The organism is Guptibacillus hwajinpoensis (assembly GCF_020171785.1).
Lineage (GTDB): Bacteria > Bacillota > Bacilli > Bacillales > Guptibacillaceae > Guptibacillus > Guptibacillus sedimenti.
The window spans coordinates 170327-184284 of the sequence record NZ_JAIVAE010000003.1 but is presented as its reverse complement, the minus strand read 5'-3'; the positions used below and the strand labels follow the sequence as shown (position 1 = coordinate 184284).

Annotated in this window: 10 protein-coding genes; 8 read left to right on the top strand and 2 right to left on the bottom strand. The window is 39.1% G+C overall.

All coding sequences use genetic code 11. From position 1 onward, the window contains the following. Window positions 1-16: 16 nt before the first annotated feature. Entirely contained in the window at window positions 17-655 is a 639-nt protein-coding gene (locus LCL91_RS04905; RefSeq protein ID WP_224880488.1) for an SIMPL domain-containing protein, read from the bottom strand. A gap of 108 nt (window positions 656-763) precedes the next feature. Here LCL91_RS04905 and LCL91_RS04900 point away from each other — a divergent pair, with 108 nt between their 5' ends. The 6 genes from LCL91_RS04900 to LCL91_RS04875 all read left to right on the top strand — a co-directional run bounded on the left by LCL91_RS04900 (window position 764) and on the right by LCL91_RS04875 (window position 10273). Continuing rightward, the gene (locus LCL91_RS04900) at window positions 764-2005 is read left to right on the top strand and encodes an aminopeptidase (protein ID WP_224880486.1); all 1242 of its coding nucleotides are present in this window, start codon (window positions 764-766) and stop codon (window positions 2003-2005) included. A 113-nt stretch (window positions 2006-2118) separates the two neighbouring features. After that, window positions 2119-3390, top strand: coding sequence for a cytochrome P450 (locus LCL91_RS04895; RefSeq protein ID WP_224880484.1), 1272 nt, complete (start codon window positions 2119-2121; stop codon window positions 3388-3390). An 11-nt stretch (window positions 3391-3401) separates the two neighbouring features. After that, complete coding sequence (locus LCL91_RS04890; RefSeq protein WP_224880482.1) at window positions 3402-5699, top strand: ATP-dependent DNA helicase; 2298 nt, start codon at window positions 3402-3404, stop codon at window positions 5697-5699. Window positions 5700-6058: 359 nt separating this feature from the next. Next, window positions 6059-7552 carry a peptide MFS transporter gene (locus LCL91_RS04885; RefSeq protein WP_224880480.1) on the top strand — a complete coding sequence of 498 codons (1494 nt, stop codon included), beginning with the start codon at window positions 6059-6061 and terminating at the stop codon, window positions 7550-7552. A gap of 393 nt (window positions 7553-7945) precedes the next feature. Continuing rightward, window positions 7946-8935: a sodium:calcium antiporter gene (locus LCL91_RS04880; RefSeq protein ID WP_224880478.1), complete on the top strand. Its 990-nt coding sequence runs from the start codon at window positions 7946-7948 to the stop codon at window positions 8933-8935. Between the two features lie 162 nt (window positions 8936-9097). Next, window positions 9098-10273 carry an MFS transporter gene (locus tag LCL91_RS04875; RefSeq protein WP_224880476.1) on the top strand — a complete coding sequence of 392 codons (1176 nt, stop codon included), beginning with the start codon at window positions 9098-9100 and terminating at the stop codon, window positions 10271-10273. Window positions 10274-10350: 77 nt separating this feature from the next. Here LCL91_RS04875 and LCL91_RS04870 read toward each other — a convergent pair whose 3' ends face one another. Next, a complete protein-coding gene (locus LCL91_RS04870) occupies window positions 10351-10932 on the bottom strand; it encodes a biotin transporter BioY (RefSeq protein ID WP_224880474.1) in 582 nt (193 codons plus the stop codon). Window positions 10933-11287: 355 nt separating this feature from the next. Between LCL91_RS04870 and LCL91_RS04865 the strand changes: the two genes are divergently transcribed. Then, window positions 11288-11683 (top strand): hypothetical protein, encoded by a 396-nt coding sequence (locus LCL91_RS04865; RefSeq protein ID WP_224880472.1) that lies wholly within the window; start codon window positions 11288-11290, stop codon window positions 11681-11683. Window positions 11684-11985: 302 nt separating this feature from the next. Further along, entirely contained in the window at window positions 11986-13956 is a 1971-nt protein-coding gene (gene parE / locus LCL91_RS04860; RefSeq protein WP_224880470.1) for a DNA topoisomerase IV subunit B, read from the top strand. Window positions 13957-13958 lie beyond the last annotated feature (2 nt).

Genomic DNA, 13958 nt, shown 5'->3' with positions numbered 1-13958 from the left:
TTAGAACGCCCTTTTTTTATTTAAGAAGATAACTCATTTTTAACTGAGCGGTTATCACTAATTGACCTGTTTGAATTTGAGTTGCTTGAACGTCACTAAACATCCGTGGGGAAGGCGACGATGAACTAAGCTCAATAATTTGATGTGGTGAATGTGGAAGGCCAATGTCAATCGCTTGTGCAATTGTTTTAGCTTTTTCTTTTGCATCTTTAATCGCAATGGCTAAAGCTTTTTGGTAGGCGATCGTTGGATCTTTTAATTCAAAACGAATATCCGAGACTACGTTTGCTCCTGAGGCTACAGCTGCATCGATTGCCGCGCCAGTTCTGCTCACTGGTTCGACGTATACTTTAAGGAGATGCGTTACTTTGTAACCAAGAAAGATCTTCACGTTGTTTTCATAGCGTATGTTTTCTTCAATCCGATAATCGGTTGTTTGAATATTCTCTGATGGAATACCGAGAGAATGAAGAGACGATACAATGGAGGAAATGAGAGCAGCGTTTTCTTCTTGAGCTTCTGCTACTTGTTCTGAAGTTGTGGTAACTCCAGTAACAACGACCGCTCTATCCGGTGCAGCACTTACTTCTCCCGCTCCAAATACTGTAATGGTATGATCGCAAACACATTGATCATTGAACGTCATATTTGTCATTTTTCACACTACTTTCCAATAGTTTAAACAAATCATCCGGATTAAGAGGACAGAAAGAGTCTGTTTTGTTAAAATTTTAAGTAGTCGTAAGGATACGAAGGAGGAATTATGTTGCCAGAACAAATCATGTTAGAAAAGTATGCTGAACTTGCTCTTAAAAGAGGGGTTAATTTACAAAAAGATCAAATGCTTGTCATTAACTCCTCTATTGAAGGGGCAGAATTTACTCGAATCGTTGTAAAAAAAGCCTACGAAATAGGTGCGAAGACTGTACATATTAACTGGAGTGACGACGATCTTGACCGTTTATGGTATGAGAATGCCGCCCAAGATGTGCTTGGAAATGTCCCTGAATGGCGTGTGAAAATGTATGATCACTTTGCTGAAGAAGGCGCTGCTATTCTTTCAATCCGCTCCACCAATCCTGATTTATTAAAAGGGATTGCTTCATCACGCATTTCTGCTTCAAATAAAGCAAGTGGCGAAGCAATGAAAAATTTCCGTAAGTATACGATGAACGACAAGATCACATGGTCCATCGTTGCGATCCCAAATGGAGAATGGGCAAAGAAAATTTTCCCAGAATCATCAGAAGAGGATGCTGTTGAAAAGCTTTGGAACCAAATATTTACCATTACGCGTGTCGATCAAACAGATCCAATTGCAGCTTGGAATGATCACAACGCTACTCTTGCTAAAGCAAGAGGTGTTCTGAATGATCGAAACTACAAGAAACTTGCTTATAAGGCACCTGGTACTGATTTGGAAATTGAACTACCTGAAGGGCATATATGGAAAGGCGGATCTTCCATTTCCGAGCAGGGCATTGAATTTAATGCAAATATGCCAACAGAAGAAGTTTTTACGTTACCACATAAATATGGGGTGAATGGTACGGTTTCTAGTACGAAACCATTAAGTTATGGCGGTAACTTAATCAATAACTTCTCGTTAACATTTAAGGATGGTAAAGTTGTGGATTTTTCAGCGGAAGAAGGCTATGAAACGCTTGAAAATCTACTGAACATGGATGAGGGTTCGCGGAGACTTGGTGAGATTGCGATCGTTCCGCACCAATCGCCTATCTCCCAATCAGGCCTTATTTTCTTTAATACGTTATACGACGAAAATGCTTCTTGTCATTTAGCACTTGGAAAAGCTTATCCGAGTAGTGTTAAAGGCGGAGCTGATATGGATGATGATGCATTGGATCGTCACGGTGTAAATAACAGCATCACGCACGTTGATTTTATGATGGGTTCTGGAGAACTCAATATTGACGGCGTCAAAGCAGATGGGACGACGGAAGCGATTTTCCGAAACGGTAACTGGGCAATTAATGTCAAATAAGCAAAAATGCTCTCGCTGATTAGCGGGAGCATTTTTGTATCGTAACCTCTTATAAATTGCAAGTACTATCCAGTTCTTTCTATAATAGAGAAAAATAGTGAGTGGTGGTTTACGTGAGTGTTGAAAAGTTATCTGGTATACGTTTGAAGAATTATATCTCCTTTCGTAAGGATCCATTAGGTTTTTTATCAAAAACCCGTAATATAGCGGATTTCGTAGAGCTCGGTGCTTCTTCTTTTGTCGTGCATCAACCTGACGCAGTTAAACAAATCCTTGTTACGAATGCTGAATCTTTCCAGAAAGGGAGCTCTGCTTCGTTATTGAGCCAAACGATTGGGCGTGGGCTATTAACCTCAGAAGGTAAAACACATGCACGGCAGCGAAAAATGTTGATGCCTGCTTTTCATAAAGAGAAAATGACTCAATATATCTCAATCATCCTCGAAGAAACAAAACGGTTTATTGATGGGTGGGATGATGGAGAAGTCATTTGTATTAGTTCAGAAATGATGAGGTTAACGCTAAGAATTATTATGAAAGCCATGTTTGGTCAAGATATCTCAAAGAAAGAAAGCATCGAACTTGTCACAGCGGTGACCCATATTATCGAGAAATCTGCAGCTGACTTATTTCTCCCTTTCCCATCACCGGAGTTTGTGCCTACAAAGCGGAATAAACAATACAAATTCGGAAAAAACCGCTTAAATGAACTGGCAGATCAGCTAATTCAAAACACACCCAAAGGCGATCATTTACTTTCACTCCTTCAAGAATCAACGTATACTGACGGATCTCCTCTTTCGAGCGAAGAAGTGAGAAGTCAAATTTTAACAATGCTTATTGCCGGCCATGAAACAACTGCAAACGTGCTATCATGGATGTGGTATGAACTTTCCAAAAATGAGGAGATTGAACAGCAGCTTTTAAAGGAATGGAAAGTAGCAGGAGAATCAAGTATTCACCAACATGATCTTACACATCTGTTTTTTAAAGAGACGTTAAGACTCTATCCTGCAGCCTGGGTCATATTAAGAGAAGCGACTACACCAGTTGAACTAATGGGGTATCAATTTAAAGCGGGGTCATCGTTTTTGATTAGTCCCTACGTTATGCATCGTAATCCCTCATTCTTTGAAAATCCAGAGCAGTTTTCACTATACCGAATGAAAGAGAAGCATGCCCCATTTGCTTATTTCCCATTTGGTGGAGGACCGCGAAGCTGTATCGGAAGTCAATTTGCTACTTATGAGGCTCAATTAATATTTTCAACAATAGGCAAAAGCTTTCATCTTCAACAACTGCACGATCGCCCTGTACTAGCAGAGCCACTCGTTTCCCTACGAATCAAAGGCGGTCTCTTAATGAAAGTGCATAAACGTAAATAATAGGTGATAAGATGGATGAAATCATTAAAGTGTCAGTACGACCGCTTGTTGAGTATGCATTCCGAAGTGGAAGTATTGATCATCGTTTTCGAACAGCGACAACCATGACGGAAGGAACGCGACTTCATCAGATGGTTCAAAAAACGTATAGTGAATTGGATCAAAAGGAAGTTCCTTTTGATACCAGGTTCCATTACGAAGAAATGACCTTTCATATCGAAGGACGGTGTGATGGTCTCCTAATGAACGGTGATCACTATATGATCGATGAAATTAAATCGACATCTCTCCCGCTCTCTGAGGTAAATGAACAGACACACCCTGTTTATTGGGCCCAAGCGAAATGTTATGGATATATGGCTGTTGAGAAATATAACCTTGATCAGATTACCATTCAATTAACTTATGTACAGTCAGAATCAAATGACATCATTCGATTCCAACATGATCTAACAGCAAGCGATCTACGAGCTTTCATGCTGCGCATGATTGAGCAATATGCCCCGTTTGCTAAGTGGAAGCGGGATCATATGACGATGCGTAATGAAAGCTGTAAAGCCCTTACGTTTCCCTTCGATACATACAGAGAAGGTCAGCGAAAGTTAGCGGGAAGCGTTTATAAAACGGTACAGGAGGAAGCAACGCTGTTTGCGATGGCGCCGACTGGGATTGGGAAAACGATCAGTACGCTATTTCCTGTTATGAAAGCCATAGGGGAAGGGTTTGGTAAAAAGATTTTCTACCTTACCGCGAAAACCATTACGAGGGAAACCGCACAGGAAGCTTTTCAACTTATGGAAGAGAAAGGCCTCCACACTTCTTCCGTAACCATTACAGCAAGAGATAAAATCTGTTTTAAAGAAAAAACAATCTGTCAAAAGGATTATTGTGAATTCGCCGATGGATATTACGATCGAATAAACGAAGGAATGCTTGATCTTTTGAACAATGAAACGCGTATTACCCGAAGCGTAGTTGAACAATATGCAGAGAAGCATCGATTATGTCCTTTTGAACTATCCCTTGATTTGTCTTTTACAGCAGACGTGGTTATTTGTGATTATAATTATTTATTCGATCCTCGCGTTTCGCTAAAAAGGTTAATTGACGAACAAAAGAAGCAAACGACCGTACTAGTTGATGAAGCACATAATCTTGTAGATCGTGCGCGAGAAATGTATTCAGCAGAATTAACGAAATCCCCATTTCTGAACCTGAAGCGCGTTTATAAAAATCATAACAACGCCATTTCGGATGCTGCAGCTAAGCTTAATCGTACATTCCTGGATTATCGGAAATCGACTCAAAATGGATCTCTCGTTTCGTCAAAAGTGGATGAAGAACTTATTGTGCAACTGGATACGTTTGTACAAGAAAGTGAGAAAGAGTTGTTGCAACAAGGAGATGATGAGCTTCTTTTAGAAACGTACTTTTTAGCGCAAAACTTTATTCGGATTGCAAAGCTTTACGACGAACGCTTTATTACCTATGTGGAGGCAGGAACGTTAGAAGTGAAAATCAAGCTTTTTTGTTTTGACCCTTCCAATCTGCTTCAAAAAATGAGGAAAGGATTTCGAGCGAATGTTTTTTTCTCAGCCACTTTTAGTCCTTTTTCGTATTATCAAAATATGCTCGGGTGGAGAGAAGAGGATTATGCGGTACGAATTCCATCTCCATTTCCGCGTGAGCATGCGGAAGTATTGATCGCCCCTCTGTCCACGAAATATCGGGACAGAGAACGAACGTTGCCATCACTTGTTTCCCTTCTCGAGAACGTTGTTGAAAGGAAGCCAGGGAATTACTTATTCTTTTTCCCCTCATATGGGTACATGGAAGAAGTATATAGCGCATTTACCGCTCCCGCTCAATCAGAAACGTTGATACAAAAAAGCGGCATGACAGAAGAAGAGCGAGAAGGTTTTTTAAGCGAGTTTTCGTCTGATCGTGAGACAAGCTTAGTAGGGTTTGCTGTAGTGGGTGGAATTTTTTCTGAGGGAATTGATTTAAAAGGAGAACGTTTAACAGGTGTAGTGGTGGTTGGGGTTGGATTGCCAAACTTTAATACCGAACGCCAATTAATGAAAACCTACTTTGATCAAGATGGGAAAAACGGGTTCGAGTATACGTACGTCTATCCTGGCATGAATCGTGTGCAACAGGCAGGGGGACGACTCATTCGCACTGAATCGGACCATGGTCTTTTACTCCTAGTTGATAACCGCTATTTAGAAAAACGATATCAACAATTACTACCTTATGAATGGCAACATTACAAAGTCCTGAAGAAGCCTTCTATGTTTCTTCAATGATGTACAAAAGTGATAAGAGCTTAGCAGTAGAATATAAAACACATCTCGTGTCATTAATTGAACTGTTTTTCTTTATGGAGTTGCTACCTAATCTGCATCCTACTCGTAAGATCAATCGCAACTAAATCAATGTAACCATGATGATTTTATGAGGAAGAACAAGGATATTGCATGCCGTTCGAATTGGACGGCATGCTCTTTTATTATGTTTATTACATCTGTAACTTTTTAATTATTTTAAAATAATTAAAAATTTTAAATATAATGCTAGATAGTAGTATTATTGCCAGTTTATAAACTCTTTTTGACTTTATTAAAATATTAAAATATTATAGTAAAGGAATAAGGGAGGTAGTAACATGTCATCAATGAATAAACAGAAAATTGTGGATAGCGTACCTCAACAAGGGTTCTTTGGACATCCGAAGGGATTATTCACTTTATTCTTCACGGAATTTTGGGAGCGCTTTTCCTATTATGGAATGCGCGCCATTCTCGTATTCTACATGTACTATGAGGTTTCAAAAGGCGGTCTGGGTCTAGAGCAAAACACAGCTTTAGCCATCATGTCGATTTATGGTTCACTTGTATATATGTCCGGAGTAATCGGAGGCTGGTTGGCAGATAGAATATTCGGAACGTCGAGAGCCGTCTTCTACGGTGGAATCTTCATCATGTTTGGTCATATTGCTTTATCATTTCCAGGTAGTTTAGCCATGTTCTTTGTTTCCATGGTATTGATCGTTATTGGAACAGGATTGTTAAAACCGAATGTTTCCACTGTAGTCGGTGAAATGTATAGCGAAAGTGATACGCGCCGCGATGCCGCTTTCAGTATTTTCTATATGGGTATCAATCTTGGTGCATTCATAGCTCCACTAATCGTTGGTAAACTTATGGAAACAAAAGGATTCCATTGGGGATTTGCGGCTGCGGCCATCGGTATGTTTTTAGGTCTTGTTGTATTCCTGATAACAAAGAAAAAGAATCTTGGGCTTGCTGGTACTTTTGTGCCAAACCCGCTTGGACCAGTTGAGAAGAAGAAATATGGATTAATTGCAGGATTAGTTGTTGTTGGTCTTACTATCATTTTAGGTATTACAATTCCTGCAGGCTTATTTACATTAAACGTATTTATTAATTTGGTAGGTATCTTCGGGATTGTTGTTCCGACTATATACTTTATCGTGATGTACTATAGTCCGAACACAACACAAACGGAACGTTCTAGAGTCATCGCTTATATTCCATTATTCATTGCAGCGGTGATGTTCTGGGCAATTCAGGAACAGGGTTCAACCATCCTTGCAGTTTACGCAGATAAGCGAACTGAACTGGAATTCATGGGAATCAGTATATCTCCAGCTTGGTTCCAATCGTTAAACCCGTTATTTATTATTCTATTAGCTCCAGTGTTTGCCTGGATGTGGATGAAACTGGGTCATCGTCAGCCATCGATCCCGAAGAAGTTTTCGTTCGGTCTATTGTTTGCTGGTTTATCATTCTTAGTGATACTACTGCCTGCCTACTTTGGTGGAGAAGGTTCACTAGTAAGTCCATTATGGCTTGTGCTTAGCTATTTAATTGTTGTACTTGGTGAACTATGCTTATCACCTGTAGGTCTTTCTGCGACAACAAAATTAGCTCCAAAGGCTTTCTCTGCTCAAACGATGAGTCTTTGGTTTTTAGCTTCAGCTGCCGCACAAGCGTTAAATGCACAACTTGTTCGTTTCTATACGCCAGAAACAGAAACGCTGTATTTCGGGGCAATCGGAGGTATGGCAATTGTTTTAAGTATTGCTCTATTTTTGCTTTCACCTAAGATCCAGGTATTGATGAAAGGTGTAAAATAATTGATTAACCCTCTGAATGTTTTCAGAGGGTTTTTATATACGTGAAGGGTAACTATTTGGAAGTTTTAGCCTTCTGTTTTGTTTTGGAGTTCTTTTTTCATTATTAGAATTCAACCTTATTTTGGTAGCTAATTCACTTTTGGTACTCGAAAACTGAACTACTTTTCATTTGAGGCGCGTTTTTTTTATATGAATGAAGGGGTAATTGGCTGTAAATGAATGATTTGACTAGGATTGAGGTCCGAAGTTTTTCGTCTTAATCTTGCTGCTTGATGATCAATAATCAACAATTTTGAACCATTACATTTTTAATACATTGTTAAAGTAGTAGTTTAGTTTTGTGAAGCGAAGGTAATGGTGAAGGTGATAACGAACTTACGAAGGAGAACGTCAATGAATATATATCTAACCATTCTACTATTTATCTTAGCTGCCATTGCTACATATTTTGTTGCAACACGCCTCGCTATGTACGGCGACGCCATTAGTGAAAAAACGAAAACATCTTCTGCTTTTATGGGAATAATTATTGGTGCTGCAATTTCTCTGCCTGAATTAACTTCGAGTGTAACCGCAATTGCCATTGATAGTCCAGATCTAGCTATTGGTAATTTGCTTGGGAGCAACTTATTTAACCTATTGGCTCTAGCTGTCCTCGACATGGTTTATCGTCGTGAACAGATTATGGGACAAACTGATCTAGGAAGTAAACTATATATTTATCTTGTGATTGTGATGACGCTTATCGTGGTTGCTGGATTATCGCTCACACTTCCAGCAAGTATTTTTCATATCGGATATAGCTCAGTTATCTTAGTGCTTGTATATTTTGTTGGTGTGAAATGGATAAATAAACAAACAGAAGAAAAAGTAAAAAGAAAAAGCCGTAAAAACGAAAAATACGGAGAATTTTCTTACCGAAGAGTTCTTACGATGTTCATTCTTTCTGCTGTTGGAATCATGATCGTAGGAACAGTGCTTACATTGACAGCCGATCGAATTGCAGAAAGTACAGGGCTTGGTGCATCTTTTGTAGGGTCTTTCCTTGTCGGAGCAAGTACTTCTTTACCTGATGCAGTAAGTGTTGCGACTGCGTTGAAACTACGAAACTATAGCATGGGGGTAAGTTCACTTCTCGGAAGTAACGCATTTAACATTATGCTACTTTCCTTTACAGATGCGATCTACTTTAAAACAAATATTTTTCAGCATGCGAGTCCATCAAATGTGATAACAACCGTTTCTTCTATTGTAGTTGTGCTCGTTATTTTGTATAGCATTACAAGAAAGAACAAACGGAGCACCCTTTTTTACATGTTGCCATCGATCTTAATCGTAGTGATCTATTTTATCGCTACATTCACCGTATATACAATGAAGTAAGTTGTAGAGGAAATTCCCTCTACAACTTTTTTTATGTCTTGCTATCTCATTTATGGCGGTGATGGAAACGCTCACGTAAAAAAGTCGGAAAATATTTGCAAGTTTTAAGTCAGAATACCCGTGGAAACCCCTGTCATAGATTAATTTTTGGAGGTTCAGGCAATGTCAAAAGGAAAAAGTATTCATGCATTAATTATTTTATTGTTTACCCAGTTCGTGTCAGGTGGGGTAACAAATACAAAGGGAATTGTGCTCGATAAAGTTGAAACAGATATCGGTCTCGATATGAGTCAATTTGGACTCGTTGTTTTAATTTTTCAACTAGGCTTTACGCTCGCTAGTTTAATCTTTGGTTATTTAACCGACAAAAAAGGATTAAGAATAATGGTGATCTTCGCCACAATTGTGATGGGACTCGGTTTTGCGGGTACAGGCTTTGCGCCAAACATCACTTTCTTTCTAGGTTTTTATATGTTAATCGGATTTGGTTTGGGTGCGCTGGGCGTTGCGTCTAACGCGATTGTGCCCGCTGCTTATCCGGAGAAACAAAACCAAATGTTTAATTTGGCAATGGGGATTTATGGACTTGGTATGATCATTTTCCCTCAAATTCTAAACTACATGTTCCAGTTTGCTTCATGGCGCTATTTCTATCTCGCGATTGCTATTCTGAACATCCTTGTCATTTTCTATGTAACGTCCGTTAAATTCCCAGATGGAAAAGCGGAAAAAATCAATTTAAAAGCATTTATTCCTATGTTAAAAGATGCGCAGATGATCTTTTTAATGTTCTTCTTGATTTTCGAAGTATCTGCTGAAGTTTCATTCACAAACTTCTTTCCACCGTATTTAAAATCTCTTGAACTTGGAGGGATTTCAAATGAAGCGAAATCGGATATGGTTGCTACTATTCTTTCGCTATTTTCGGTTTTCTTTATGATTGGCCGACTAAGTGTCGCTTATCTTGCCAACAAAATCAACGAACGCTTAATTATGATTTCATTCTCATTAGGTTCAGTGATCATTGTTGCCATTAGCTTCTTTTTTGCAAATCAAGTTCCGTACTTGTTTGCAGGAGCGGGACTGTTTTTCTCAACATTATTCCCAACCGCAACCGCTTTTGGAACAACTATTTCAAAAAATCCAGGTACAGCACTAGGATTGATTTATGTGGCTTCTGGTATCGGTGGTGGTATTGCAGGGTATATCATCGGTATTGTTTCTGAAGCATTTGGTGCAAAAGGTGGATTCAGCCTTGTCATCGTTTTCCTTGGATTGATGTTTGTCGTATCACTATTCTTAAATTCAAGTAAGTCAAAACAAACAGTTAATGAATAAGGTAACCATAAAAAAGCCGCCGGTAGATTACCGGCGGTACATTTATATTCATCTATTGGGAATAGAGGAATGATTTATTAAGCTACCTGTGGACGCTTGGATGTTTTCGAAACGGCAGCGTAAATACGAGGTGAAATAAGGGCAGCTACAATAGATAACAGAATATCTTTAGGTAGCGGGGCTAGCATCCATAACCATGCCATACCATAAGTAAATCCTTCGGGAGCATCAGCCCAAAATTTATACGCATAATACATATAATTTGTACCAAGGACATAATTCAAGATAAAGGCAGTGAAACTAGCAATTATAAATGTAATGACGGTTGGCCTAGATTTTGATTCAACAATTTTACCTGCTACATAGGCTACTAAAATATAAGATAGAATAAATCCAAATGTTGGTTTAAATAAAACGCCAGGACCACCTGTGAATTGAGCAAATACCGGAGCACCTGCAAGGCCAACTAGCGTGTAGACGATCATGGAAATGGATCCAAGCCGACTACCTAATAATAAACCTGCTAAAATCGCAAAGAACGTTTGTAAAGTAATGGGTACGCCGCCTACTACGAGAAATTGAGCAATATTCGCGCCTACCGCCATTAATGCAGCAAACATTCCTGCATAAACTAAATCAATTGTTTTCATCTTCCTCATGACTGAACCTCGCTTTCATTATCACTATAAAGAATCGTAAAAGAAAAAGTCATTTGTGTCAACATATTTTTTATTTTGGTTAACTTAAATAAAGTGAAGTTAACTTATTCAACCACATTTCAAAGTAATCGAAGTTTGAATTAGTAAATTACAGCTTATTTAACACCGGAAAAGTAAGAAGAGTTAACTTAATCATTTTGAGGGATTTATGATAACACTGTTTGCTTTGTTTGAATGGAGTAAGTAATGACCAATGGTTTATGAGTCGAATTCCTTTGGAATATTAGAAAACGTACTACTTTATAAAAAATCTATGGTAAACTTAGAGCGAAAGTACGTTGAAAGGAGCCTCTATATGAACATGCTAAGAGGAACCATTCTGTCTGTTTTATTGCTTTGTTTCGTACTTGCCATAAGCACGGCCTTTGCAAATGGACAAGATCAGAACCTTGCTTTTGAAACTGGAGAGGTTCAAGAAAAACTAATTCGATATGAGAAACCACAAGTAACAGCAGAAGTGGACCAGAGAACAGATACGAATATGAATGAAGATGATGAAGAATTAACAAATGAAGATGCAGAAGAGGCGACAAACGCGCCGGTAGAAAAACCTTATTATTATCTTATTGTTAATAAAACTCCTTATTTAGCCGATAAGTCTGATTGGGAGTCGGTTGAGGAAGGTCATATCGTTACACTCGGTTTTGAAGAAGGTAACGTGCATGTCGTGAAAACAATTGATGAAGAATAAACATTAAGGTACAATACGGTTCGATGTTTTTTTCTCTCCTGCCAATGTGCAGGATTTTTTAATACGTTAAGAATGAGTGGATGTCTAGCTTTACAAATGGGTGGAAATGCCTGCCTTTTGATAAGATAGTCAGAGATCATATGAACGAAACGAACGCAGTAAGACGCTGTAAAAGACTACCCGACTATTAAAAACAACCAGATCTGGCAATGCTTTAAAAAACGGATTGGGTACAAAAAAGATAGAAACACCCGTTCTCATGTGGTAGGCTAGTCTATACAGCAAGTTGAAAGGGGAAAAACATGGTAACAAAACAAAAGCAGGAATATAGTGATGATTCAATCCAGGTTCTAGAAGGACTGGAAGCGGTGAGAAAGCGCCCTGGAATGTATATCGGGAGCACTGACTCAAGAGGCTTGCATCATCTTGTTTATGAAATCGTAGATAATTCAGTTGATGAAGCTCTTGCTGGCCATGGAGATGAAATCAACGTTACCTTATATGAAGATAATAGTGTTAGCATCGAAGATAATGGTCGTGGGATGCCTGTTGGTATGCACAAACTAGGAAAACCAACTCCGGAAATCATTTTAACCATCCTCCATGCTGGTGGTAAATTTGGACAAGGTGGCTATAAAACGAGCGGTGGCTTACATGGTGTTGGGGCATCGGTCGTTAATGCTCTTTCCGAATGGTTAGAAGTAACGATTCATCGAGATGGTTTTATCTTTAAACAGCGTTTCGAAAATGGAGGAAAACCAGCAACAACCCTTGAAAATATCGGTAAAACGCGCAAAACGGGAACGACGATTCATTTTAAACCGGATCCAATCATGTTTAGTACATTAAATTATAATTACGATACATTAAGTGAACGCCTGCGCGAAGCAGCCTTTTTATTAAAGGGGTTGAAAATTGAACTAGATGACAAGCGTCACGACCGCAAAGAGGTCTTCTATTATGAAACCGGTATCGAAGCGTTTATCGACTATTTAAATGAAGATAAAGAAACACTTCATCCAGTTGTGACGTTTACTGGAGAAAGTAACGGAATTGAACTGGATTTTTCCTTTCAATACAACGACGGGTTTTCAGAAAATGTCCTATCTTTTGTAAATAATGTCCGAACGAAAGATGGCGGTACTCATGAATCCGGAATGAAGACGGCCATTACACGTGTGATCAATGACTACGCAAAGAAAGTGAATCTTTTAAAAGAAAAGGACAAGAACCTTGAAGGGAATGACATCCGAGAAGGCTTTACAGCCATTGTCTCTGTACGTATTCCAGAAGAATTGCTTCAATTCGAAGGTCAGACGAAAAGTAAACTAGGGACAAGTGAGGCGCGGTCAGCGATTGATGCGATTGTTTCCGGACAATTTTCTTATTTTCTAGAAGAGAATCCATCCATTAGTGAGATGCTCATTAAAAAGTCAATTAAAGCAGCACAGGCACGTGAAGCAGCAAGGAAAGCACGTGAAGATGCACGATCGGGTAAGAAAGGGAAGCGTAAAGAAACCATTCTTAGCGGTAAACTTACTCCGGCCACTTCACGGAATCCAAAGAAAAATGAACTGTACCTTGTTGAGGGTGATTCTGCTGGTGGTTCTGCAAAGCAAGGACGCGATCGACGAACACAGGCAATTCTTCCATTACGAGGAAAAGTAATCAATACAGAAAAAGCGAAGTTGCAGGATATTTTTAAAAACGAAGAGATTAACACCATTATTCATGCGATTGGAGCGGGAGTTGGTCCTGACTTTGATATTGAAGATTCAAACTATGACAAAGTCATTATCATGACCGATGCTGATACTGACGGCGCTCATATTCAGGTGCTTCTATTAACGTTTTTCTACCGCTACATGAAACAGCTTGTAGAGCATGGAAAAGTATTTCTTGCGCTTCCGCCTCTTTACAAAGTTAGTAAAGGAAAAGGAAAGAAAGAAGTAGTAGAGTACGCATGGGATGAAGAAGGTATGAAAAAAGCGATGAAAAAGGTTGGGAAAGGCTACACGATTCAACGCTATAAGGGTCTTGGTGAGATGAACGCCGATCAATTGTGGGAAACAACGATGAATCCCGAAAGCCGCACGTTAATTCGTGTGAAGATTGAAGATATTGCTCGTGCCGAACGACGTGTTTCTGTTCTTATGGGAGATAAAGTCGAACCGCGTAGACAATGGATTGAATCGAATGTGGCTTTCGGATTAAATGAAGATACAAACATCATCGAGAATGAAAACATTTCCATTATTGAAGAGGAGGCGTAGCA

Bases quoted from the DNA above. Each gene is read 5' to 3' on its own strand.
- LCL91_RS04905 (WP_224880488.1), bottom strand. From the start codon at position 655: ATGACAAATATGACGTTCAATGATCAATGTGTTTGCGATCATACCATT.
- LCL91_RS04900 (WP_224880486.1), top strand. From the start codon at position 764: ATGTTGCCAGAACAAATCATGTTAGAAAAGTATGCTGAACTTGCTCTT.
- LCL91_RS04890 (WP_224880482.1), top strand. From the start codon at position 3,402: ATGGATGAAATCATTAAAGTGTCAGTACGACCGCTTGTTGAGTATGCA.
- LCL91_RS04885 (WP_224880480.1), top strand. From the start codon at position 6,059: ATGTCATCAATGAATAAACAGAAAATTGTGGATAGCGTACCTCAACAA.
- LCL91_RS04880 (WP_224880478.1), top strand. From the start codon at position 7,946: ATGAATATATATCTAACCATTCTACTATTTATCTTAGCTGCCATTGCT.
- LCL91_RS04875 (WP_224880476.1), top strand. From the start codon at position 9,098: ATGTCAAAAGGAAAAAGTATTCATGCATTAATTATTTTATTGTTTACC.
- LCL91_RS04870 (WP_224880474.1), bottom strand. From the start codon at position 10,932: ATGAGGAAGATGAAAACAATTGATTTAGTTTATGCAGGAATGTTTGCT.
- LCL91_RS04865 (WP_224880472.1), top strand. From the start codon at position 11,288: ATGAACATGCTAAGAGGAACCATTCTGTCTGTTTTATTGCTTTGTTTC.
- parE (WP_224880470.1), top strand. From the start codon at position 11,986: ATGGTAACAAAACAAAAGCAGGAATATAGTGATGATTCAATCCAGGTT.